The organism is Salinivibrio sp. IB868, from assembly GCF_001995655.1.
Classification (GTDB): domain Bacteria; phylum Pseudomonadota; class Gammaproteobacteria; order Enterobacterales; family Vibrionaceae; genus Salinivibrio; species Salinivibrio siamensis.
Genome location: NZ_MUEW01000001.1, coordinates 407,497 through 430,668, shown reverse-complemented (window position 1 = coordinate 430,668; position 23,172 = coordinate 407,497). Strand labels below are relative to the sequence as shown.

Genomic DNA, 23,172 nt, shown 5'->3' with positions numbered 1-23,172 from the left:
AGTTGTTGTTTTTAAGGGGTTTTGTTTTTTGTGGATAAGATCTATGTCATAAAATGGTCAAAAATATGCTCTAGTTCATATTATTCGTATTAAAAATTAAGTCGTGATTGATATTTTTCTTTGCGTAATTAGTCTGAAGGTGTGGTTACACGAAATGTGTAAGCAGCGGGGGAAAGCTGAAATACGTTTCTCAGCTTTCAAATCGGTTTTGCACTCGATAAAACTTAATAAACCAACGAGGCAAAGCCCGTATCTTGCAGATAGCAGGAGTCTTTCATGAATAAGATTTTTAAGCGTTCGCTTATTAGTGCAGTGGTTGCATTAGGATCAACTGGCGCAATGGCCGCCGACCACGAAGGTGTGGTTGGTGTTTTAACTGACTACAATGTTGACCTTTATGGTGTTGCGGCTATTTCAGCCTTCAACCAAGAAGATGGTAACGGTTACGACTATGAAAATGAGTCTCGCGTCGGGGTTCGAGCCGGTAAGGCGTTTAATGACGACGTTTATATCTTCATGCAAATTGAGTCAGGGTATGTCGGTGAAGATGGAACGGGCGCGACATTGGGTAATCGTGATACTTTCATTGGTATGAAAGGAGACTGGGGCCAAGTGCGTTTTGGTCGTATGTTGACACCAATGTATGAAGTGGTCGATTGGCCCTATTCTAACCCAGGGTTAGGCCGCGTCTTTGACTGGGGGGCGGATACGAAGTCGCATTATGATCGTAAAGGCGATATTGCGCGTTATGACTCTCCCGATTTAAATGGTTTTAGTTTTGACGTGTCAGTGGGACGTGGCGATAAAGATGTCAAAGGCTCAAATCACTTTGGGGCCGCAGCACACTATACGTTAGCGGATGCATTTACCCTCCATGGTGGGTACGAATATAACTCTAATTATGAGGGTGATATTGATACCAAGGCGTATTTAGCTGGGGTTGAAATTCCACTTCCAGGTGGCTTTAAGGTATCTGCCGCTTACAAATATAATGATGGCGTGTACAACACCGCGGGAGCTAACAAGGGGACTGAGGCAGAGCAAGATCAAATCTCAGTGGTTGGTGAGTACTGGAATGGTCCGTGGGGTTACCGCTTAGGTTATGCTGCAAATGGCGATTCTGATTTAGACAACAATGCCGATGTCGATGATAGTGATTCAGTGATTGCCGGTCAGCTAATGTACTCGAAGAATGGTTTCTTGCCTTATCTTCGTATTGGCCAGCACGATGCGGGCAATCTAGAGGACAAAAAAGCGTTTGCCCGTCTAGGTATCGAATATAACTTTTAACAGTAACACTTTGCCTTTCTATTCTTTTTTGCCGGCCAGGATGGCCGGTTTTTTTAACTTCCTGTAAGGGGGCTGTATGAAAGCAACTTTCCGTCTTGTGACCGCATCGAGTTGTCTACTTATTGTCGGTTGTACTAGCTTTGATTCGTCGAGTCAGTTTGATGATGTTGCGAGTTCAGTGAAAGAGCGTCGCCACTATGTGCAGGTGGTGACGAAATCGATCACGCCAGACATTCAGGTCTTGTCTGGGGCGAATGTCGTTAAAGCAAGTGCGAATTATGTGGCGAATTATCCCGTTGATAAGTCAGCAGGCCCCGACGTGGCTCCTTCCAAATTGATGACTGAAATCTCGTATTTTAAGAATTATCAAGAGTATGAAACCGTCACCATCAATGGTGAGACGCTGCCGCTTGAAAATACTCAAGTAACGTCAGAAACGTGCACGGAGCACTGTGTGACGACGCAATATGTATCATTTCCGTTCTCCCCAGACATTGCCAACAATTGGTCTGAACCACAGGTTACCTATACCTTCAATAGTGCTGGGGGCGGAAATCGGGTGCAATTGTCGATTCCCAACGCTTACTTTATGGCGGCCAATGATGAGGCGTCGCGTGTTTTAGGGCAACAAAGCCAGTCCGCTGTATCCGCGAGTCAGCCAATCTCAGTGAAAGACACAAAAGAGAAACCAGAAGAAATGGTGGACTACTGGTATCAGCAAGCGACTGACTCTGAACGCAGCGCTTTTGCGGATTGGGCGTTTGCGCATCGTGACGGAAGCGGTGTACTGCCGACCACTCAAAGTAAGGCTTTGCAGATGATGGGTTATTGGTATCAGCAGGCGACCCCTACCTCGCGGAAAGCCATCCTTACTTGGTTACTCAACCAATCTTAGTGCCTTACCAAGGCTTGAATGTGCTGTGCAATCAAATCACATAAGGTGGCCAGCGCATTTTGGTGAGCATGATCGAGTGGGTAAGAGGCATTGAGTCGAAAGCAATGGGCAAACTGTGCGTGTGTCGCAAACATGTTCCCTGGTGCGATACTGATATGATGTTTGAGCGCAAGGTGGTATAGGGCAGTAGTATCACTGCCTTTGGGCAAGATTATCCATAAAAAGTATCCGCCTGGGCTGTTAACGACTTCCACAGCTTGGGGCAAGTGATCGACAAGGAACTGACACGTCGCTCGCTTTCGCTCGGCAAGCGTGTGGCGAAGCTGCTTTAAGTGATGTTCATAGTTTCGGTTATGCAGGTAGTGGGCTACAGCAAGTTGAATGGGGACGCTGGTGGTCACCGTGCTCATTAGCTGCAGCTTTTGTAGTTTCTGGGCTTGATCGCCAGCGGCTACCCAACCGAGGCGAAACGCATCGGCCAAGGTTTTTGAAAAAGACGAGCAGTGCAAAACATGGCCGCTGTTATCAAACGCTTTAATGGGCTTCGGTTTGTGTTCCCCATCATAGAGTTCGCCATAGACATCGTCCTCGATTAAGTACACCTGATAGCGCTTGACGAGTTCGGCAAGACGCGCCTTCTTTTCATCTGACAGTGAGTACCCCAACGGATTTTGATGATTGCTCATCAACCAGCAAGCGCGAATTGGGTGTGTTTGCAAGGCGCGTTCAAGTGCATCGATGTCAATCCCCTCTGTAGGATGTGTTCGGATTGCCATCGCTTTGAGTCCGCGATTTTCAAGGGCTTGCAACGCGCCGTAAAACGCGGGGCTTTCGACTGCGACCCAATCGCCAGGTTGCGTGACCGCACGCAAGCTAAGATTTAACGCATCCAATCCGCCTGCTGTGATTACTATCTCATCGGGTGAGATTTGCATGCCCTGCGCTGCATAGCGTTGGGCAATCAGGTGTCTCAGTTGCGCATTACCCGGCGGGAGATTATCGACCACGCTATGAATCGACATAAAGCGCACGGCAGTGGTGAGCGATCGATTTACTTGATGGCGAGGGGCGAGCAGGGGATCGACATAGGCATGCCCATAGCTTGCCACGCCGGGAGAGCGACTGGCTTGCAAGACATCGAAAATATAGTCATTAATATCGACCGATTCAGCAGGATGGAGGGCTGTATCCGTTCGGTTTTGGCTAAGTGCGGCATGAGGAGCGACACGATAGCCTGAACGGGGCTGTGAAACTATCCACCCTTGGCTTTCTAGCTGTTGATAGGCTTGGAGCACTGTCATCATGCTCAGACCTGAATAGGCGGCCTGTTTTCTCAGCGAGGGAAGCTTTTCTCCCACGTGCCAAATGCCAGCTTGAACCTGCTGTTTAATCTGTTCACTAAGATTCTGATATTTAGACACCTTTACCCCCTTCAGTCTATTGGGCCGCTCAGACTATAACACGGTAGTCAGCAGGCTGTTATAGGTTAATCTGAACCGTCTGTATATGGGCACATTAATAATGGGCTTCTACCATGCGCGTTGGTCTAATTACTAAAGTGGACTTCACGTATGTTTGGTCTTGATGCCTTTATGTTGGCCCGTATTCAATTCGCGTTTACGGTTTCTTTTCACATTATCTTTCCTGCAATTACTATCGGCCTTGCCTGCTACCTTGCCGTGCTTGAGGGGCTATGGCTTAAAACTCGCGAGCAGGAGTACAAAACCCTTTATCTTTTCTGGTCGAAAATTTTCGCGGTCAACTTCGGGATGGGCGTGGTGTCTGGGTTGGTGATGGCATACCAATTCGGCACCAACTGGAGTGGCTTTTCCGAGTTTGCGGGCAGTATCACTGGCCCACTGCTGACTTATGAGGTACTTACGGCGTTCTTTTTAGAAGCCGGCTTTCTCGGCGTCATGCTGTTTGGTTGGCAACGTGTCGGTGATCGCTTGCACTTTTTCGCTACGTCCATGGTGGCGCTGGGGACGGTGATCTCTGCCTTCTGGATTTTAGCCTCCAACAGTTGGATGCACACGCCACAAGGGCATGAAGTGGTTAATGGTCAAGTGGTGCCTGTGGATTGGTTCGCGGTGGTCTTTAATCCCTCTTTCCCTTATCGCTTGGCGCATATGGTCGTCGCGGCGTTTTTATCCAGTGCCTTATTTGTTGGTGCATCGGCGGCGTGGCACCTGCTTAAAGGGCTGCGCAGCCCAGCGGTGAAGCGGATGTTTTCGATGTCGATGTGGATGCTGTTATTCACCGCGCCTATTCAGGCTTTTATTGGTGATTTGCATGGCTTGAACACCTTGGAGTATCAACCTGCCAAAATAGCAGCGATGGAAGGGCATTGGGATAACAGTCATGGCGAGCCCACACCGCTCATTTTGTTTGGCTTACCGGATATGGAGGCGGAAACCACTCACTACAAAGTAGAAATTCCCTATTTGGGGAGTCTGATCTTAAAACACAGTTTGACCGAGCAAATCCCTGCGCTAAACGAATTTCCTGCGGAAGACAGACCTAATTCGCCCGTGGTTTTCTGGGCGTTTCGCCTGATGGTGGGCTTAGGACTATTGATGATCACACTTGGGCTAGTGGCGGCGTGGCAACGTTATAAAGGTCGCCTTTATGAACATCAAGGTTTGCTCCGTTTTGCTTTCTATATGGGACCCGCAGGTTTGGTCGCGATTCTTGCAGGCTGGGTAACGACTGAGGTAGGGCGTCAGCCTTGGGTGGTGCATGGCCTTTTACGCACGCAAGATGCGGTGTCTGCGCACGGCGACTTGCACATGAGTATTAGCTTGATCAGTTTCTTTGTGGTGTACGGCTTGGTCTTTGGGTTGGGGTACATCTATATGATCCATCAAATTAAATTAGGGCCGGATCAGCACGATAACACGCCGCATGAACCGTTAACTGTCTCTGGCCGTGTGTAAGGGGGAAACATGGATTTAGCAATGATTTGGTTTGGCATCATCGTGTTTGCCACCTTAATGTATATCGTGATGGACGGATTTGATTTAGGGATCGGTATTCTGATGCCGTTTGTCACTCAACGCGAAGAGCGCGACTTGATGGTTAACAGTGTCGCTCCAGTCTGGGATGGCAATGAAACCTGGTTGGTCCTTGGTGGGGCGGCATTATTTGGTGCTTTTCCCTTGGCGTATGCGGTGATTGTCGATGCGTTAACGATCCCTCTCACCTTGATGTTGGTAGCGCTTATTTTTCGCGGCGTGGCGTTTGAGTTCCGGTTCAAGGCGTTACCCGGCCATCATGGCTTTTGGGATACCGCTTTTATGGCGGGGTCGATTTTTGCCACCTTTTTCCAAGGGGTGACGGTAGGCGCGGTGATTGAAGGCTTTCCTGTCGAGGGACGCGCTTTTGCCGGCGGTGGACTCGATTGGTTGGCACCGTTTCCTATCTTCTGCGGGATAGGCTTGATCATTGCGTACGGTTTACTGGGTGCTACTTGGCTGATCATGAAAACGGAGCATGCGTTGCAAATGCGTATGTACCACCTTAGTCGTCGACTGGTTTTGTTGATGGCGGTAAGTATCGCGATAGTCAGTGTTTGGACACCACTCGCCTATCCGGGGATTGCCGACCGTTGGTTTAGTTTGCCAAATTTGCTAATGCTCTCTCCGGTTCCTTTATTGACGGTTTTTTGTTTGCTACGCCTTTGGCGTACCCGTCCTGATCACGCTCATCACCGTCCATTTATCATGGCGTTGTGTGTCACTTTGCTCGGATTTATTGGCCTCGGCATCAGCATTTGGCCGCATATCATTCCACCCAAGATCACGATTTGGCAGGCTGCCTCACCACAACAAAGCTTGCAATTTATGCTGGTTGGCGCGGTGTTTATCATTCCAGTTATTTTGATGTACACCTATTGGAGCTACCGCGTCTTTAGTGGCAAGGTAAATCCGGATGAGGCGTACCACTAATGGCTGATATGACAAAACCTGCTTGGCAGCGCTGGCTCTGGTTAATCGTGATCTGGATAGCCAGTGTGGCGGCACTGGGGGTTATTTCTTGGCTATTTAAGCTTTTGATGCATGCCGCGGGTTTGCAAAGCTAGCTGCCGTTAACTTTCTATTACGTGGCGAATCAGTGATAAGCTTCTCAAGCTGATGATAAAGCGGTCGGATGTCTTATCACTGAAATAGTACTGACTCGATAGTCCGTTCTATGATACGTGCGAACACTTCTTTCAACTAAAAATAGGGTTACGTATGGAATGGTATTTAAAAGTGCTGCGCAATTATGTCACTTTTTCAGGGCGCGCCCATCGTCGAGAGTATTGGATGTTCTTTCTGGTTAACTTTTGCATCTCCTTGGCGCTAAACATTGTCGCTGAAGCGACGGGGCTGGTGTTGCTGAGCATTGTGTACTCATTGGCGGTACTACTGCCAACCTTAGCCGTTACATCAAGGCGTTTGCATGACACGGGACGTTCTGCATGGTGGTTGCTGATTTCATTCATTCCTATTATCGGGATGATTGCGCTGCTGGTGCTTTGTGCATTGGAAGGGGATCAAAATAGCAATCAATACGGTTCTAACCCTAAGCTTGCGGAAGGCGTCTAGTAAGGTGGTGTGATTTGTTTGCACGGGAACTGCTGGTACGATAATCAACTAACTTGAGTCAATGTGTCGCTCATGCCGACTCACTCGTGTTTACCAGCATTCCTTTTTTACCTTAGGTGCCACATGATCACACTCGAGCCCTACCAATTAGTTGACGCTAGTTTTTCTCCGTGGCGTCCTATTTATTTAGACGTTGCCCAAGCCCTGTCTGACCATATCTCGACACCTCGTATTGAGGTACTGCATTTTGGTTCAACATCAGCCAAAGTCGGTGGCAAAGGGATCATTGATTTATCTATTCTTTATTTCCCAGGAGAGCGAGAAAACGCGATTACCCATCTTTACGCGCTAGGCTTTCAAGATCAACATAGTAAGCAGCCGTTTCCCGAACACCGCCCTCGTAAAGACGCCTCTGTAACCTATCAAGGTGAGCGGTTTTTGATTCATGCTCACGTGATTGAAAAAGACAGTGATGAGCATCATCGCCAAGTGGCATATAAACACCATTTGCTCGATAACCCTGATGTGCGCGCCGAGTACGAAGAAAAAAAGCGCACCATTTTAAAAGCAGGCGTTCACAAACAAGACAGCTACGTAAAACATAAAGCACCGTTCGTGAAAGCGGTTCTCAACGACATCGGCGAGTGAATATACGCTCAACGTCCTTCTCTTAACCTTTTTCACACGTCACTAGACTTTAGTCGTATAGGTCGATTGTCACTCAAGTGCACCCGTTATGGTTGGTCTATAGTACTAAAGTAGGCACGAGGTGGTAAACCTTGAGGCGTTTGCTTTTCTAAAGGGCGAAGAGGGGCCGTGAGTGAGTGACTTCCAACAGGGAATATTAGTTGTTGATGATCAGCAAGTGGTTCGGCACACACTGGCGCTATGTCTTCAAAACCTTGGTTTCACTAGAATTTATCAGGCCGAAAATGGTCGGGAAGCGAGAAAGATCCTGAGCTCACATTCGATCCGGTGCGTGCTCTGCGATCTCAATATGCCGGTAGAAGATGGGTTTGAGGTACTCAAGTTTTTGGATGCGCAAGCCTACCCAGGCGCCATAATATTAATGAGTGGCGAGGAGGAGGAAGTGCTGGCCTCAACCGCCAATTTGGCGCGCCTTTATCAACTGAATATCATCGAATGTGTCGCCAAACCGCTTTCATTTGCAACAGTCAAACGACTGCTGAGCGCCAGTGAGCGTGAACTAGACATAGAGGCTAACCACGCGCCGCACTCACTACCGCCGCTCACTGCCAAGTTACTCAAAGGATACATAGATAAAGGAGGGTTAAGCGCGTTTTTCCAGCCGCAAATTTCCTTGTCCTCTGGTCGACTCAAGGGGTTTGAGGTCTTGGCTCGCCTATTTAAACCTGATGATAGCATGGTTTTTCCCGACCAGTTTATCCCCACCGCAGAAAAACATCTTGAGAGCATCACTGACCTCACCAAACGCGTCATTGAATGTGCTTACAGCGATATCAATCAGTATGGAAAAGATATCGGCAATTTATCATTTGCCTTCAATATATCCGCCAAAGTGTTGGAGGCGGCAAATTTTCCACAGTGGTTACAAGCAACAACCGCCCAATATCAATTGCGTCCAGAACAAGTGATCTGCGAGCTAACAGAGACGGCTTTTACCACTGATCAGGCGACCATTGACACCCAAATGCTGCGCTTAAAAATGATGAAGTTTAAATTGTCTATCGATGATTTTGGCACGGGTTACTCGTCCATTGCCCAACTGCATTCGATTCCTTTTGATGAGCTCAAAGTGGACAAGCGCTTTGTGCTTGATTGTTTATCGAATACAAAATCTGCGGCTGTGGTTGAACAAAGTATTCAACTCGCAAAAGCAATCGGGGTAAACGTGGTGGCGGAGGGGATCGAGAATCAAGAGGTGTGTGACTTTGTTAAAGCACTGGGATGTGACATTGGGCAAGGTTACTTTTACGCCAAACCAGAGCCACTGAGTGTATTTGATTGGCGTGCAGCCAGTATTCAGGGTGGGAATCGTGAATGAAGTTTTCTGTGAAGCTACCTATTATTTTGCTGATGCTGGGCGGTTTAATGCTGGCATCCGTTACTGTAGTCTCTTGGAAAGGCCGCGAACTGCTTCAAGAAAGCACATTAACTAACATAGAGCGAGAAGCAGCACTACTGATTCGATTGATTGAAAGGAATCTTTTTGAAAGGTATCACGATGCACGCGCGTTTCCTTTGTCTTTAGGAAGTATTGAATCAGATAGTCTGAGTAACCGCCAAGTAAATGACAATACGGTAAGAAACCTTAACGAGTTAATCGCTAATTACAAAGTCTACCGTCGCATTGCGATAGTAAGTATGGAGGGCGAATTACTGGCGATAAATAATCAAAATAAGCATGGTAAATCGCTCGCGCCTCTTGACCTTTCCAAAGCACAAATTATGAACAGTGTTTGGTTTAATGAGATCCTTAACGGCCAAACCCTCGCCCCCGAACAACCGAATAGTACGTATGTAACCGGGCCAGAGCGTTTTATTTTCGGATCCAATGCTTCCTCTTACGACATGATTTTTGCGTCTGTGATCCGTAATACCGCGAATCGGCCTGTCGGTATATGGGTCAATGTGGTCGATTTTTCTACGGTCGAATCCATTGTGGCCGAAAGCTACGACTTACTCGCCAAACGCGGGCTCGTTAGTGCGGAATTAACCCTCTTAGACCGCCAGGGCCGTATTATCGTTGATTATGATCCTGTAGGACAAAATGAATCAACGTATCAAAGGGACTTTCAAGTTCTGGGTAAATTAAACTTGGCGACGAATGGTGTCGAAGGGGCGAGATTAGCCGTTGCTGGATTAACGGGGTCAAACATCTCAACACACTATCGAAAACAAGTGGATCAGGTCACGGGGTTTGCCCACACCGAAGGTGCGTATGATTACCCAGGATTGGGTTGGTCAGCGATGATCCGCGTCGAAGTTGGAGAGGCGCTGCTTGCGCCCAATACCCTGTATAAAAATTCTTTTATCATGACTGCCACGCTGCTGTCGTTGATTGTACTGCTGGCCTTTTATGTATCACGACAAGTTTTCAAACCTTTAGGGCAGCTGAGCGCCGCGGTGCGAAAATTGGCGCGGGGCGAACATAACTTTTCCCTACCGCAGCGAGACCGAGGCGATGAAGTTGGGGTCATGGCCAGTGAGCTGCTCAAACTGCGTGATATGGTGAGCGAGCGAGAAAGCTTAATCAGAGAAACGGAAGAGCAGCGCTTCCAGTTGGATATTCAAAGTCGCGCTATCGAAGCGACGGCAACAGGCATCATTGTCTCTGATGTCAGGCTTGCAGATTATCCCATTATTTATGCCAATAAAGCGTTTGAGACCTTAACAGGGTATAGCTCGAAAGAAGTGGTGGGCAGAAACTGTCGCTTTTTGCAGGCCGATGATCGTGATCAGCCAGAGTTTGATCGCCTCCGCTATGCCCTTAAAAATGCCTTATCTTGCTCCGTCGTCGTGCGCAATTATAAAAAAGACGGCACGCTTTTTTATAATAATCTACGCCTCGATCCCATCTTTGATGAAGTGGGCTCGTTAACCCATTATATTGGGATGCAGTCGGACATTACCGACCTCAAACAGGCAGAAGATGAGGCGAAACTTAAACTCGAACAAGAAATACAGCGCCGAACTCAAGACTTACAAGAATCCGAAGGGCGTTTGAGGACGGTGTTTGACACTGCACTTGATGGCATGGTGGTGATCGATACGCGGGGTAATATCCTTGAAGTTAACCGCTCATTGGAGCTTATATTTGGACGAATCCGTGAAGAGCTGGTGGGAGAAAATGTCTCTATTTTGATGCCAGATAAGTATAAAGCTGACCATGATGGATTTATAAGTCAGTATCAGTTAACAGGGAGTAAAAAGCTGATTGGCACACCACGAAAACTACAGGGTTTGCATAAATCCGGGCGTGAATTCCCCATTGAGGTATCCGTTGGCGAAACCTGGTTTGGCGATACCCAGGGGTTTGTCGGTGTGATTAAAGATATCACCGTAGAGGAGGACGTTAAGCAGCGAGAACAACGTCTTCAGGATGCGCTAAAAGAAAGAGAAGTCATCTATAGAACTGCTTTTGATCAGGCGGCAGTGGGTATATGTCGTGTTGACCTAGAGGGAAACTTTATTGAGGTCAATGACAGAATGAGTGAATTGCTCGGGTACAACCAAGAAGCGCTGTTGCAATTAAGCTATCAAGACATCACTCATCCAGACCACTTATCAGCAAGTATCAAACACGTCACTCAACTTGCCTCGGGCGAGAACCGATCGTTTTCGGTAGATAAACAATATATTAAGCAAGACGGAGAGGTGCTGTGGGCCACGGTATCGGTCGCGACAGTGCTCGATGAAAATGGTGCGACCAAGTACTTCATTGCTGCGCTGGAAGATATTAGTCAGCGCAAAGCGATAGAAGGCGAGCTGCTCTCAGCAAAAAGGGCGCGAGATGAGTTGCTTCGCGGTATGCAGCTAGCATCTGATGCAGGCGGGATTTGCAATTGGTCAATGGATGTTACCACGGGGGAGCTTAAGTGGGACGCTAACATGTATCGCCTATATGGGATTGCACCTGAAGCGCCAGTGAATTACGAGGTCTGGCAGGCATGCCTTCACCCCGATGATCGTCAACATGCTATCAAAGAAGTCGAAACAGCACTAAACGATAGCAATGTCTTTAATGCCGAGTTTCGCGTGATCCACCCTCAGACTCAGAGGGTCAGTTGGATTAAAGCCGCGGGCAATGTGGTGAAAGATGAGCAGTCGGGACGAGAAATGCTCTTTGGCATCAATTTAGACATTACACATGAGCGACAGACACAAGCCAAGCTAGAGAAAGAATCGGTCATGGCGAGAAAAGCCAACGAGGCAAAATCTCGCTTTTTAGCCACTATGAGCCATGAAATTAGAACGCCCATGAATGGTGTGATTGGCATGGTGGACTTATTAAAAGAAACGCCTCTGGCGCCAGAGCAATCCAAAATGGTGTCGACGATTCGAGATTCTTCGTTCTCTTTACTTGAAATAATCAACGATATTCTCGACTTTTCCAAAATCGAATCAGGACAAATGGAGCTCGATCCGACCGATGTTAACGTGCTCGACCTAATTGAGAAAACCTTAGACGCACTATGGATTAGTGCTGACCAAAAGGGCGTCGAGCTCTTTTTCTCACATGACTACGCTACCCCTGACTTTATCTTGGTTGACCCGGTGCGAGTACGCCAAATTCTTCTTAACTTACTGGGGAACGCCATTAAGTTCACCAGCAAAGAAAAAGAGGGAGGCCATGTCTTTGTCAAAACAGCATATTGTCATGACAGTCAGATGCTTACATTGAGCATCCAAGATACTGGCGTCGGCATGACGCACGAGCAGATGGATAAACTGTTCAAACCCTTTACACAAGCGGATAGTTCCACCACTCGGCGATACGGCGGAACGGGCCTAGGATTGAGTATTTCCAAGTCATTTGTCGATATGATGGGTGGCGATATTGCGGCTGAGAGTGAGTTTGGTAAAGGCAGTGAGTTTATAGTGCGAGTACCTGCGCCTAGCAGCGTCAAAACTCATGAAACCAGCCGGCGTTATCCGTTTTCCGCGTTTTCTTTCGTCGTATTTATCGACCATGAGCCGCTCAAAAATACCTGTTTAGCATTACTTGAAAGTCTATGTCCTGGCGAGATTCTGGATGCTAAGGCGACGGTGCCGGCTAACTGGAATCCGGATACTATGATTGCGGTGACAACAGATGCAAGTATTTTGGAAAGACATCAAGGTATGCGGTGCCTGTTGTTGGGGAATGATTTAGGTGGAAACGACGCCTATCGGCATCCAGGGCCGTATCGGTTAAACCGGTACCCCCTTAAACCCAGTGAGTTTGTGCTCGGCGCTGCAGTGATGTGCGGGCTTGAAAGCCCGGATGTTGATTGGAATGAAGCGGTACATAGCAATGCCTTTGCCTATAGCAGTCAGTTAGATGCACAAGTGTGTGGCACCATTTTATGTGCAGAAGATCAGCCAACTAACCAGCTTGTCCTCGCTAAGCAGCTAAAACAGCTTGGTTATTCATTTGAAATGACATCAGACGGCAAAGAAGCACTTGAGAAATGGCATCAAGGGGAGTACGCGATGCTCTTAACAGACTGTCATATGCCTGAAATGGATGGGTTTGAATTGGCGGCTGAGATAAGGCGGCTAGAGGCAGAAGAAAATCGCGAGCGTACCTTAATTATTGCCATCACCGCGAATGCACTTGTGGGAGAAGCGGATCACTGCCTGCAAGCGGGGATGGATGATTATATTTCCAAACCTGTTGAGCTTGAGACACTCAAGCGCGTGTTGGCATTACGTCTTAGAGGAAGAGCGTTAAGAGAGGGCGAGCCCACGCTGACTCAGACCCGCGAAGAAGTCTCTCATACCGAAGCACTCATCGATGACCGTCAGCTCGAGAAAGTCATTGGCAGCTCAGATCAGGAAATGAAGCGCGCTATATTGTCTATGTTTTGGGACGGCGTGTCGGCGGATGTCAATGCGCTTGAGCAGGCCATTGTCGGGGCCGACGATGAAAGAATAAGAGCCATTGCACATGGGGCAAAAGGTGCATCTGCATCAAGTGGGGCGATGCGTTTGAGCGAGTTATTCCGAGTTATCGAAAAAAGCAGTCACGATCTCGAACAAGTAAAAGCCGTGTTTACCGAAATAAGTGCAATGATGACCGCAATCGAAACCGATCTGCGGGAAGAAAAAATCATTCAATGAATGTAAGAGGCGCGATGTGATACATATCAACACGCAAGACCAAATTCCTTTTGAGCACTTTGAAAAAGCGAGTCGCGATACACTCAAGTATTTGAATAAAAAGTTTGGCTACGGTACGTGGATGATGACCCGTAAGCATGAAGATCAATGGGTCATCTTACAGGTAGAAGGGAGCAAATACGGTATTGATGAATTGACCACACTCACGTGGAGCGATTCAATGTGCAGTCGTATGGTGCAGGGTGAAGGACCGCGCTGGGCGCCTGACGTTGACAGTGTCCCCGCGTATGTGAACGCGCCAATCTATCAAGCGGAGAATATTAAGTCGTATATTGGGATCCCTGTTTGCTATTCGGATGGTAACTTATTTGGCACCTTGTGCGCGATAGACACCGAACCGGTCGATCGCATTCCGCCTGACGGGTTGGAAACCATCGAGCTTGTCTCTAAATTACTTTCAACGCTATTACAGCTTGAGCTGCAAAACATCGACTTGTCGCGAAAACAAATGAGTTTTTTACCCTCACAATTAAAAGATCATGAAACCGGTTTTCTTAATCGATTAGGTTGGTCTTTATATTTAGAAAAAGAAGAAAGCAATATCCGTTCGGTGGGTACGCCCGTGTATGTGGTGGCTATTGATGTTTCTCAGAGCAACCAGTCAACGCATTTGAAAGATACCGCAATGACCACTCTGTTTGTGTCCATTCTCAATGGTGTTTTACATGACGATGGCTATATCGCTCGATTAGGGGAAGATATCTACACCATGCTCTGTGCCAATAAAACCGAAGAGCAAATGGCGGTGATGGTTGAACGTCTTGCGAAAGAATTGAGTGAGGCTCAGATCCCTGTCGCCATTGGCTTCAAAAAACACGACTATGGTGATAACTTGGATGCAACTGTGATTGCTGCCATCAAAAGTGTCAGGCAATAAACATAACGTGAAAGCCAGCTACTACCTAGTATGCCTGCTCGCTTTTCAATCATCTGAATCAAAAAGAATAAAAGGGCTATTGACCTCGGGTTAAATTTCATTAAAGTACACCCACGTTCGCGGCGCAGTCTGCGGACTATGGTGCTATCACGCATAACTGCGTTGCCCTGGTGGTGGAATTGGTAGACACAAGGGATTTAAAATCCCTCGGCGTTCGCGCTGTGCCGGTTCAAGTCCGGCCCGGGGCACCATAGCACTCTCATTATCCCTATCTATCTTCTATCACAAATAAACGATTCTTATTCTGTCTAGCCTCAAGCACAGAGAGCTTAGCGTCTTCTGATATGCAATAAGTCGCTAATAATAATGCATGATCGCCGATAGTCCAAGGGTGCTGACAAGCGGTAATAGCGCTTTGTGTCTTTGCCGCGCTCCGGTAGGATAGCGTGAGGAGGGCGGCATGAATCTAACCCAAATTGATGCGTTTTGTGCAGTCGCAGAGACTGGCTCGGTGTCTGAAGCTGCACGTCAGCTGGATGTGAATCGTTCACGGTTGAGCATGGCGATTAAAGCGCTAGAACAATCACTCAACGCCGAATTGTTCGTTCGTACCGGTAACCGTCTGACACTGTCGGAAATCGGCAAAGCTGTGTACAAAGATTTCGAGAGTATATCGGTCACCGCGGCCCGCATTCGTCGTACGTGCGATCAAGCGAACGCGGGTTTTAATGCCGAAGTATGGATCGCGCGTGATGATGCGATCCCCGATCAGCTTTGGCAGGACTGGGCGCATCAGCTCAATAAGCGCTTTACGGCGACGTCCTTCAACCTAGTCTTGGCCTCGAGCGGTGATTTGGCCAATTTGGTTGAAACCCAACAAGTCGACTTTGCGTTTGGAGTGGATTACGAGCGCATTGACGATCCGCGCATCAACTATCAGCCGTTGGGTAAAATTCGCATGATGTCGGTGTGCAACAGCGAGCACCCGTTGAGTCGACTGCGTCGGGTCAGTGATGATCAACTGCGTAATGCCATGCAAGCGGTAATGGTCTATCTCAATGAAAAAGACAATCCCGAGCTGCAGCCTTTCTCACGCCGTTATATTGGCTTTTCGAGCTTTGAATATATGCTCAATACCATCTTACAAGAAGAAGCGTGGGGCGTGTTGCCTGAGCCGCTGATCCGGCAATACTTACGAGAACAGCGCTTAGCGGTGATCAAACACACCTATGGCTTAACCCAAGAAGACTACTGCCTATTCACCGCCTCAGGGATGGCCGAGCATCCAGGGATCCAATGGCTGAGTGATAGCATTACCAATTACTTGTTTGATTTCTAACTGTGCGCCTCGATGATTGTTTTTCAATGCCTTGCAATACATGTTAAGTAAAACTTAACCTAGGTTAAAAAGTTTAAGATTTTCTGAACAATCACTGAGCGCTACAATGCCGTCACTGAATTTCACCGAGCATCATTATGACCGCATACACGCGTTATCTTCCTTTTTCATTGGCTGTATTAGCCTGTTTAACCCCTTGGGTGAGCTCGCCGATTGCATTGGTATTGGGTTTTTTGCTGACCTCCCTAGGCTGGGTGCCAAGTGCAATTCCGCTCACGAAAATCACCAAAAAGTTACTGGCTTATTCGATTGTGGGTCTGGGGTTTGGTATCCCGCTGCAAGAGGCGCTCGCCGTGACAGGCGATGGGATAGGGCTGATTATTGCCACCATTGCAGGCACGCTGATTTTTGGCACATTACTGGGCAAACTTATGGGGCTGGATAAAAAGACTGGTCACCTGATTGCCTCAGGCACTGCCATTTGTGGCGGCAGTGCAATCGCAGCTGTCTCGCCCGCTATCAACGCGGATGATAAACAAATTGGTTTCGCGTTAGGCACGGTGTTTGTGTTGAATTCATTGGCGCTGTTTGTGTTTCCCATGGTAGGACATGCACTGGGCTTAGATCAGCACACGTTTGGAACCTGGGCGGCGATCGCGATTCATGATACATCATCAGTGGTGGGTGCGGCGTCCGCTTATGGTGAGCAAGCACTAACCACTGCGACCACCCTCAAACTTGCGCGCGCATTATGGATTGTGCCTGTGGCGTTTGTTAGCGCACTCATGTTTCGCAGCCACGCTAAAAAAATCACGATTCCTTACTTTATCGTTTTTTATTGTCTAGCGATTGGTATCAGTGATGTTTTTGTCCAAGCGCAACCCATCTATGAGATGATTTTCGCCATCTCAAAGCAAGTATTAGTGGTGTGTTTATTCTTAATCGGCTGCAGTATTTCTGTCACCCAGCTACGCACGGCAGGCCCCAAACCCTTACTGTTTGGTGTCGCACTGTGGGTGGTTATCTCCTTTACATCGCTTGCTTGGCTGCTGCTAGCTGCCTAGTCTCCGTCGTTGCCTCAGGTTCACTCATGCGGCGTGTCCTGAGGCAAACGTAATACCGCGACCAACAGAAACGCACTGAGTGCCGCACCAAACTGCCACCATCCTGTGCTGGTCATCGCGAGGAAAAGCTGCAAGCTAATTGCCGCGATTAACACGCCTTTTCTCATCTTTTTAGTCCATAAAGAATCTAAATTTAGATTTAGTATGCGTAAAAGTTATATGCAAGCAAAATGCGATTTAGCGCTATCTCATAACTAAAATTTGTTTAGAACACTCACTGTCAGAAATATTGACAGTTATTTTTATGCATAAACTATTGAAATAAAACGACTTTCATTTTTCCCTTAGCAGGGAGGTGAAAATGTCAGCAAGTTCGTGTTTGTAAAGCGGCGCAGTCGCACCAAGAATATGTGCGTGTTTTCTACTTTTGGTGTTTTATGTCTTCTCAAAACGTGATCAATGAAAAGTCAGTATTAGTGTTTTCGGCCCTTCTCGCATTGGGGTTTGCCATCGCCGGCCTTGCCGTTGGATGGATTGCTGGCTCTTTAGTGATTATGTTCGACGGTATCTACTCGTTGATTAGTCTAGTGTTAACTTTGTTGTCACTGGGCGCGTCGTGGTATATCCACTCGCGTTACGCAAGGCCGATCACACGTGCGTTGCTGACACCGCTCGTTGTCGCCATTAAAGGCGCCGTGATTTTGCTGCTGGTAAGTTATTCTCTGTATGAAGCAGTCTCGTCCTTAGTCGAGGGTGGGCGTGCGGTTAACCCTTCATTGGCGGTGCTGTTTGGTATTGTCAACGTAGTGGGTTGTGGTTACGGATGGTGGATGATTGCACGCAAAAACCAAACAGGGCAAAGCCAGTTGGTGGAGGCGGAATCGCGCCAGTGGCAAATGGACACCTTATTAAGTCTCGCAGTCACCTTGGGCTTTTTAGGTGCTTGGTTAGTGGCGCATTCACCTTGGTCGGATTATGCGGTTTATGCAGATCCTGTGATGATGGTGTTGATGTCGTTCTACTTTATCAAAGTGCCATTTGTCATGGTGCGTAACGCGTTAAAAGAGCTCGCACCTGTCACGGTAAAGTGGTATCGCACCCGCTCCATGGCGTAATCAGAACACGACGCAACACGGACCTAGCCAAACGATTCTCCTATATCCTTGCAGGGGTCGGCATATACTGAGGCGGCGTTTAGCCGCCTTATTTATCGCACTTTATGCACTATAACTTTTTATGTTGGTATTCATATCAACCTAGATACTGTGAACGATTTCAACGTAGTGTGACGGTATACATTTTGTTCTCTATGCTCGTCTGTTGAGGTGTTGGCAGCAGAACGTCGTGATGGCGCTTACACTGAAAAGTAACCATAGCGCTGCGGTAGAGAAAGAATGTTGCATATAGCAAAAGCGGAGTTAAATGATCTAGATACCCTCACCGTGTTATTTGACCAATACCAGCGCTGGCTTGCGATTCGTCCGCCGCTCAGTCAAACAAGGGCGTTTACTGAGCAACGGTTGCATGAGCAAGACACGTGTATACTGACCGCATCTCACCAGTCCTCCTTGGTGGGATTTGTCCACCTAACGCCTTTGTATTCACTGGCGAGGGCGCGCCGTGGCTTAATTATTAACGATTTGTGCGTGCAGCCGGATTCACGGCGACAAGGTATCGCACGGGCATTAATCTCGCACGCTCTCATGGAGGCTCGTGCCCGCCAAGCCGCTTGCTTATTGCTACAAGCCCATCAAAGCAACCATGCCGCTCATCATCTTTTTGAATCTTTTGGTTTTATTTGCGACGTTAGCCAGTATTATTTTCTGGACGTGACCGATTAACGGGTGACGAAAGGCGTAGCGAATGGCGTACGATTTTAATGCCCAGACGGTCTCACTCACGCAACCTTGGTTGGCGGGTGAGCACGCTGGGCAATGAGCTTGGATTAGTAAGCCACACCGATACGTTGGCGACGGTGGGCGCCACTTTCCAGTTCGTCGATCATCGCGATAGCATAGTCAGCAACGCTGATTTTGCTGTCACCATGGTCATCGGTAAGCAAGGTATCCGCACCAACGCGATAGCGGCCTATTTTTTCGCCCGGGAAAATCTCCGCAGCAGGGCTGACGAACGTCCAATCTAGGGTATGGGCGTGCTCACGGAATACCTTCAAAGCGTCGCCTTGAGCGAGCGCTTCTGCTTTATAAGCGTCAGGGAAGTCGGGCAGGCTGACCAGCTCGACACCCGGTGCAACTTCTAGCGAACCAGCACCGCCGACCCAAAGTAAACGTTTGACATTAGCGGCGGGTAATTCGTCAATTAAGCGCTTAGCGCTGGTTGCCACCATCTCATGGTTGCCTGCAGCGCGCCCGCCCACGGCGGCAATGACTGCATCAGCGTCAGCAACGGCCTGTTGTACAGAGTGATGATTATCCAGCAAGTCGAATTGACGTACTTCGACATCGTCGCGGGTCACTTTTTCTGGGTGACGGACAAGAGCAATAACCTCATGCCCACGATGACGCGCTTCTTCGACGATTTGGCTACCGATCCAACCTGTTGCACCAATAATTGCGATTTTCATATTGTCTTCCTCATGCTGTAATTGCTTGGATGGATGTAGCTTATTAGCTTTCATTTATTGGATAAATAATCATAATAGATACAGTTTGTATCAATTATAGAGACAATATGGATAGGCTAACGGCAATACGTAGTTTTGTAGAGGTGGCCAATTCCAAAAGCTTTACGCGGGCGGCCGAACAACTCGGGCTAACGCGTTTGCAGGTTTCAAGGCATGTGCAAGAAGTCGAGCAATGGCTTGCGCAGCGTCTGTTGCATCGGACAACGCGTAAAGTCAGCTTAACGTATGCCGGTGAGCAAGCCTATGGTCACTGCCAGCGTATTTTGGACGAAGCGGCGGCGTTAACGTTGACGACTGGACGATTACAGGGCGCCTTAACCGGTCGTATTCGAGTTGCTGCGCCAATCGGGTTAGCGCAAGGGATCCTTGTTGCGCCAGTAACGCAATTTACCGATGCGCATCCAGAGGTCATCATTGAAGTGATTGCCTCCGACCAATTTACGCCCTTAGTGGATGAGCGGGTCGATATTGCGCTGCGCTTCACACCTCAGCCGGATGAACATTTAATTGCCCGCAAACTCATGGCCATCGATTCTATAGTGTGTGCATCACCGGCATATATAGCCAGCGCGTCGCAGCCTAATCACCCGAGCGATCTCAGTGATCACCCGTGCTTAATTCATGTCAGCGGTGATCATTGGCAGTTTATTAAAGACAATCGCCGAGAAGAGGTAAGAGTGAGTGGGCCGATTCACGCCAACGACTTAGGCACCTTGGTCAATGCGGCGCGAATGGGAAAAGGGATTATCCGTGTGCCATGTGATTTAGCCAATCCCTATGTGAAGCAAGGGGAATTGATACCCTTGCTGACCGATTATCGCTTACCGCCCAGCGCACTGTGGGCGGTCTATTTATCGCGTAGTTATCAACAGCCTGTCGTGCGCCACTTTATCGATCACTTGGCAAGCTGCTGGCAGCATGATATCCAAGCTCCCATTGATGGGTCAGATACTTGAAAAGCGTGACAACTACAACGCGAGTTTAGTGAGGTAGTGATGGCTTAACGTCAGTGAGCGTGCCAGTGGTTTGGGTAGGGTATCGATTTCGAGGCTATCAAGTAAGTTTTTCACATGCAGCCCGAGCTCGGTATCACCACTGATACTGAGTTGGCGCTGGAAAAACAGCGTATCCGGATCGCAATAGTGGGTCGCCATTTTTAAAAACGCTAACCAATCTCCCTCGATACTGGCGTCTTCTTCCCCCGATAAACGTACCAATAATTGGTTGTCTTCGTTCAGTGATACGAACCAATTGGCGTTGAGATCGCGCAAACCAATGCGAATAGTGCGGCCAGCAAGAAAATCGAACTCGTCCTCTGCCAGCGGCACCGCAAAAGCGGCATTCATGACCTTCGTTAGAACCTGAGCTTGCAGTCCTTGTGGTAATTGAGTGATCGCTTTTAGCCCCGGTGTAATCAGGTTTGGTTGGGGCATTGGAAGACTAAGGGGTTGTTGGGTGATTGGGTTAACGAGCATTTGGCTTTCCTTTGGTGCCAATGGTTGAATGCCACTAGAGTAGCGAGGTTGAATGCTACGCCATTGGATCCGAGTCAAAAATGAGAGGATTTTTTGTGCCAACAGCGTCATTTATCGCGATTTTTGTCATCATGGAGAAGTGAGCTTGATACACATCAACCCCCCACATTGGCAACGCCCTTATCTTAGCCGGACAATCATAAAATGGAATGCAATGTTATGGAGCTCCTTTGTCCGGCGGGCAATATTCCGGCGGTTAAAAAAGCGATCGAACATGGCGCCGATGCGGTGTATGTCGGCTTAAAAGATGACACCAATGCGCGCCATTTTGCGGGGCTGAACTTTACCGACAGCAAATTGCAGCGTGCCAGTCAGTATGTACATGACCACGGCAAAGACTTGCACGTTGCCATTAATACCTTTGCTCATCCTGATGGTTGGCGCCGCTGGCAATATGCGATTGATAGCGCCGCTGGTAATGGTGCCGATGCGCTGATCCTTGCCGATATGGCCTGTTTAGATTACGCCGCCAACACCTATCCCGATTTGGATATACACCTTTCTGTTCAAGCATCCGCCACTAACGCTGGGGCGATCCGCTTTTATCAGCAGCAATATGGCGTTAAGCGAGTGGTATTGCCGCGGGTGCTGTCTATTCATCAGGTTAAACAACTAGCACGCGATACCGATGTCGACTTAGAGGTATTTGCCTTTGGCAGCTTGTGCATTATGGCCGAAGGGCGCTGCTATTTATCGTCTTACCTTACCGGCCAATCGCCCAATACCGTGGGCGCTTGCTCACCGGCGGCATTCGTGCGTTGGCAAGATACTGAGCAAGGGCTGGAGTCGCGCTTAAACGGGGTCTTGATTGATCGGTACCAAGCCGATGAAAAAGCGGGGTATCCCACCCTTTGCAAAGGCCGTTTTTGTGTCGACGGTAACCGCTATCACGCACTGGAAGAACCCACCAGTTTGAACACCTTAAGTGTCCTGCCTGAGCTTTATCGCGCCGGGATCAAATCGGTCAAAATCGAAGGTCGTCAGCGCAGCCCAGCGTATGTGGAGCAAGTTGCACGGGTATGGCGTCAAGCGATTGATCGCTGTATCGCAAACCCCGAGGCGTTTGATATTGCGCCGGATTGGGCGCACTCGCTCGATAGTCTTTCTGAAGGGGTGCAAACCAGTTTGGGCGCTTACCATCGCAAGTGGCAATAAGGAATTATGATGCAATTTTCTCTCGGGCCGATCCTGTATTACTGGCCTAAGGCTGAGGTTGAAGCCTTTTATCAAGCAGCGGCTGACAGCCAAGCCGATGTGATTTATCTCGGTGAAACTGTCTGTGCCAAGCGGCGAGAGCTGAAAACCAAAGACTGGATCGGGCTCGCGCGTGAGCTGGCCGAGTCTGGTAAACAAGTGGTGCTCTCGACCATGGCGCTGATTGAAGCGCCCTCAGAGCTGACCATGCTGAAACGCTATTGCGACAATGATGATATTCGCATTGAAGCGAATGACGTGAGCGCGGTGCAGTTTTTAAGTGAGCGTCGGCAGCCCTTTGTGGTTGGGTCCGCCATCAATTGCTATAACCCACAAACACTGAAGCAATTTGTTGACCTTGGCATGACGCGCTGGGTGATGCCGGTAGAACTTTCGCGCGACTGGCTGGTGAATATGTTAAACGGCTGCGATGAACTGGGCATTCGCGACCGGTTTGAGGTGGAGGTGACTGGCTATGGTTACTTACCACTGGCTTATTCAGCACGCTGTTTTACCGCGCGCTCAGAAAACCGCGCCAAAGATGACTGCGAACTGTGCTGTATCAACTATCCCAATGGGCGGTTAACGGAATCACAAGAGGGTCAGGCCGTATTTGTGCTGAACGGCATTCAAACCCAGTCCGGGCAGTGCACAAATCTCATTAACGATTTACCGTCGATGCAAGGGCTGGTGGATGTGGTGCGGTTAAGCCCACTGTCGCTTGACACCTTGCACTGGGTAGACAAATTCCGTGCTAACCAAGTAGGTAATAACCCGCAACCGCTCAACAACGATTGCAACGGCTATTGGCACCACTTGGCAGGCATGACACAAGTTCTAGGCTAAACGCATAACAAAAACAGCCTGCGTAGTCGGGT

Annotated in this window: 20 protein-coding genes, 1 tRNA gene and 1 pseudogene; 18 read left to right on the top strand and 4 right to left on the bottom strand. The window is 48.5% G+C overall.

Translation table 11 applies throughout. The features are described 5' to 3' along the window. Positions 1-276: 276 nt before the first annotated feature. Positions 277-1,290 carry a porin gene (locus BZG20_RS01900; protein ID WP_077577948.1) on the top strand — a complete coding sequence of 338 codons (1,014 nt, stop codon included), beginning with the start codon at positions 277-279 and terminating at the stop codon, positions 1,288-1,290. Between the two features lie 76 nt (positions 1,291-1,366). Then, positions 1,367-2,185 (top strand): DUF2057 family protein, encoded by an 819-nt coding sequence (locus tag BZG20_RS01895; RefSeq protein WP_077577947.1) that lies wholly within the window; start codon positions 1,367-1,369, stop codon positions 2,183-2,185. Here the strand turns inward: BZG20_RS01895 and BZG20_RS01890 are convergent. Next, positions 2,182-3,606, bottom strand: coding sequence for a PLP-dependent aminotransferase family protein (locus BZG20_RS01890; RefSeq protein ID WP_077577946.1), 1,425 nt, complete (start codon positions 3,604-3,606; stop codon positions 2,182-2,184). The genes BZG20_RS01895 and BZG20_RS01890 overlap by 4 nt on opposite strands. Before the next feature lie 150 nt (positions 3,607-3,756). Between BZG20_RS01890 and BZG20_RS01885 the strand changes: the two genes are divergently transcribed. The 11 genes from BZG20_RS01885 (at position 3,757) to BZG20_RS01835 (ending at position 16,921) form a co-directional block, all read left to right on the top strand. After that, positions 3,757-5,121: a cytochrome ubiquinol oxidase subunit I gene (locus BZG20_RS01885; protein WP_077577945.1), complete on the top strand. Its 1,365-nt coding sequence runs from the start codon at positions 3,757-3,759 to the stop codon at positions 5,119-5,121. Between the two features lie 9 nt (positions 5,122-5,130). Then, positions 5,131-6,132 (top strand): cytochrome d ubiquinol oxidase subunit II, encoded by a 1,002-nt coding sequence (cydB, locus tag BZG20_RS01880; RefSeq protein WP_077577944.1) that lies wholly within the window; start codon positions 5,131-5,133, stop codon positions 6,130-6,132. Beyond that, the gene (locus BZG20_RS01875) at positions 6,132-6,266 is read left to right on the top strand and encodes a DUF2474 domain-containing protein (protein ID WP_077577943.1); all 135 of its coding nucleotides are present in this window, start codon (positions 6,132-6,134) and stop codon (positions 6,264-6,266) included. The genes cydB and BZG20_RS01875 overlap by 1 nt, the downstream gene beginning before the upstream one ends. A gap of 154 nt (positions 6,267-6,420) precedes the next feature. Beyond that, entirely contained in the window at positions 6,421-6,774 is a 354-nt protein-coding gene (locus BZG20_RS01870) for a DUF805 domain-containing protein (protein ID WP_077577942.1), read from the top strand. Positions 6,775-6,897: 123 nt separating this feature from the next. Continuing rightward, positions 6,898-7,422 (top strand): GrpB family protein, encoded by a 525-nt coding sequence (locus tag BZG20_RS01865; protein WP_077577941.1) that lies wholly within the window; start codon positions 6,898-6,900, stop codon positions 7,420-7,422. A 172-nt stretch (positions 7,423-7,594) separates the two neighbouring features. Further along, on the top strand, positions 7,595-8,800 hold the full coding sequence (locus tag BZG20_RS01860) for an EAL domain-containing response regulator (RefSeq protein ID WP_241829508.1): 1,206 nt from the start codon (positions 7,595-7,597) through the stop codon (positions 8,798-8,800). Beyond that, positions 8,797-13,581 (top strand): PAS domain S-box protein, encoded by a 4,785-nt coding sequence (locus tag BZG20_RS01855; protein ID WP_077577940.1) that lies wholly within the window; start codon positions 8,797-8,799, stop codon positions 13,579-13,581. Before BZG20_RS01860 ends, BZG20_RS01855 begins: the two co-directional genes overlap by 4 nt. Before the next feature lie 16 nt (positions 13,582-13,597). Continuing rightward, entirely contained in the window at positions 13,598-14,518 is a 921-nt protein-coding gene (locus BZG20_RS01850; RefSeq protein ID WP_077577939.1) for a GAF domain-containing protein, read from the top strand. Between the two features lie 164 nt (positions 14,519-14,682). After that, positions 14,683-14,769, top strand: a tRNA-Leu gene (locus BZG20_RS01845). 209 nt (positions 14,770-14,978) lie between these two features. Next, complete coding sequence (locus BZG20_RS01840) at positions 14,979-15,857, top strand: LysR family transcriptional regulator (RefSeq protein WP_077577938.1); 879 nt, start codon at positions 14,979-14,981, stop codon at positions 15,855-15,857. Positions 15,858-15,994: 137 nt separating this feature from the next. Beyond that, complete coding sequence (locus tag BZG20_RS01835) at positions 15,995-16,921, top strand: putative sulfate exporter family transporter (protein WP_077577937.1); 927 nt, start codon at positions 15,995-15,997, stop codon at positions 16,919-16,921. Between the two features lie 20 nt (positions 16,922-16,941). Here the strand turns inward: BZG20_RS01835 and BZG20_RS15975 are convergent, their stop codons facing one another. Further along, the gene (locus BZG20_RS15975; protein ID WP_156146649.1) at positions 16,942-17,088 is read right to left on the bottom strand and encodes a hypothetical protein; all 147 of its coding nucleotides are present in this window, start codon (positions 17,086-17,088) and stop codon (positions 16,942-16,944) included. Between the two features lie 270 nt (positions 17,089-17,358). Here BZG20_RS15975 and BZG20_RS01830 point away from each other — a divergent pair. Together BZG20_RS01830 and BZG20_RS01825 are read left to right on the top strand one after the other, a co-directional pair. Further along, positions 17,359-17,991: pseudogene (locus tag BZG20_RS01830) on the top strand (cation transporter); the annotation flags it as partial. Between the two features lie 324 nt (positions 17,992-18,315). Next, the gene (locus BZG20_RS01825; RefSeq protein ID WP_077577935.1) at positions 18,316-18,762 is read left to right on the top strand and encodes a GNAT family N-acetyltransferase; all 447 of its coding nucleotides are present in this window, start codon (positions 18,316-18,318) and stop codon (positions 18,760-18,762) included. 104 nt (positions 18,763-18,866) lie between these two features. Here the strand turns inward: BZG20_RS01825 and BZG20_RS01820 are convergent, their stop codons facing one another. Continuing rightward, entirely contained in the window at positions 18,867-19,505 is a 639-nt protein-coding gene (locus tag BZG20_RS01820; RefSeq protein ID WP_077577934.1) for an NAD(P)-dependent oxidoreductase, read from the bottom strand. Positions 19,506-19,612: 107 nt separating this feature from the next. On the opposite strand from BZG20_RS01820, the gene BZG20_RS01815 reads away from it, so the two are divergent. After that, the gene (locus BZG20_RS01815) at positions 19,613-20,521 is read left to right on the top strand and encodes a LysR family transcriptional regulator (protein WP_077577933.1); all 909 of its coding nucleotides are present in this window, start codon (positions 19,613-19,615) and stop codon (positions 20,519-20,521) included. A gap of 12 nt (positions 20,522-20,533) precedes the next feature. Here BZG20_RS01815 and BZG20_RS01810 read toward each other — a convergent pair whose 3' ends face one another. Beyond that, on the bottom strand, positions 20,534-21,040 hold the full coding sequence (locus tag BZG20_RS01810; protein ID WP_052707996.1) for an SCP2 sterol-binding domain-containing protein: 507 nt from the start codon (positions 21,038-21,040) through the stop codon (positions 20,534-20,536). 219 nt (positions 21,041-21,259) lie between these two features. Here BZG20_RS01810 and BZG20_RS01805 point away from each other — a divergent pair, with 219 nt between their 5' ends. Together BZG20_RS01805 and BZG20_RS01800 are read left to right on the top strand one after the other, a co-directional pair. After that, the gene (locus tag BZG20_RS01805) at positions 21,260-22,255 is read left to right on the top strand and encodes a peptidase U32 family protein (protein WP_077577931.1); all 996 of its coding nucleotides are present in this window, start codon (positions 21,260-21,262) and stop codon (positions 22,253-22,255) included. 9 nt (positions 22,256-22,264) lie between these two features. Continuing rightward, positions 22,265-23,140, top strand: coding sequence for a U32 family peptidase (locus BZG20_RS01800; protein ID WP_077577930.1), 876 nt, complete (start codon positions 22,265-22,267; stop codon positions 23,138-23,140). Positions 23,141-23,172 lie beyond the last annotated feature (32 nt).

What these genes read in the sequence shown, in the direction of transcription:
- BZG20_RS01900 (WP_077577948.1), top strand. Translation starts at nt 277, where the DNA reads ATGAATAAGATTTTTAAGCGTTCGCTTATTAGTGCAGTGGTTGCATTA.
- BZG20_RS01895 (WP_077577947.1), top strand. Translation starts at nt 1,367, where the DNA reads ATGAAAGCAACTTTCCGTCTTGTGACCGCATCGAGTTGTCTACTTATT.
- BZG20_RS01885 (WP_077577945.1), top strand. Translation starts at nt 3,757, where the DNA reads ATGTTTGGTCTTGATGCCTTTATGTTGGCCCGTATTCAATTCGCGTTT.
- cydB (WP_077577944.1), top strand. Translation starts at nt 5,131, where the DNA reads ATGGATTTAGCAATGATTTGGTTTGGCATCATCGTGTTTGCCACCTTA.
- BZG20_RS01875 (WP_077577943.1), top strand. Translation starts at nt 6,132, where the DNA reads ATGGCTGATATGACAAAACCTGCTTGGCAGCGCTGGCTCTGGTTAATC.
- BZG20_RS01870 (WP_077577942.1), top strand. Translation starts at nt 6,421, where the DNA reads ATGGAATGGTATTTAAAAGTGCTGCGCAATTATGTCACTTTTTCAGGG.
- BZG20_RS01865 (WP_077577941.1), top strand. Translation starts at nt 6,898, where the DNA reads ATGATCACACTCGAGCCCTACCAATTAGTTGACGCTAGTTTTTCTCCG.
- BZG20_RS01855 (WP_077577940.1), top strand. Translation starts at nt 8,797, where the DNA reads ATGAAGTTTTCTGTGAAGCTACCTATTATTTTGCTGATGCTGGGCGGT.
- BZG20_RS01840 (WP_077577938.1), top strand. Translation starts at nt 14,979, where the DNA reads ATGAATCTAACCCAAATTGATGCGTTTTGTGCAGTCGCAGAGACTGGC.
- BZG20_RS01835 (WP_077577937.1), top strand. Translation starts at nt 15,995, where the DNA reads ATGACCGCATACACGCGTTATCTTCCTTTTTCATTGGCTGTATTAGCC.
- BZG20_RS15975 (WP_156146649.1), bottom strand. Translation starts at nt 17,088, where the DNA reads ATGAGAAAAGGCGTGTTAATCGCGGCAATTAGCTTGCAGCTTTTCCTC.
- BZG20_RS01825 (WP_077577935.1), top strand. Translation starts at nt 18,316, where the DNA reads ATGTTGCATATAGCAAAAGCGGAGTTAAATGATCTAGATACCCTCACC.
- BZG20_RS01820 (WP_077577934.1), bottom strand. Translation starts at nt 19,505, where the DNA reads ATGAAAATCGCAATTATTGGTGCAACAGGTTGGATCGGTAGCCAAATC.
- BZG20_RS01815 (WP_077577933.1), top strand. Translation starts at nt 19,613, where the DNA reads ATGGATAGGCTAACGGCAATACGTAGTTTTGTAGAGGTGGCCAATTCC.
- BZG20_RS01810 (WP_052707996.1), bottom strand. Translation starts at nt 21,040, where the DNA reads ATGCTCGTTAACCCAATCACCCAACAACCCCTTAGTCTTCCAATGCCC.
- BZG20_RS01805 (WP_077577931.1), top strand. Translation starts at nt 21,260, where the DNA reads ATGGAGCTCCTTTGTCCGGCGGGCAATATTCCGGCGGTTAAAAAAGCG.
- BZG20_RS01800 (WP_077577930.1), top strand. Translation starts at nt 22,265, where the DNA reads ATGCAATTTTCTCTCGGGCCGATCCTGTATTACTGGCCTAAGGCTGAG.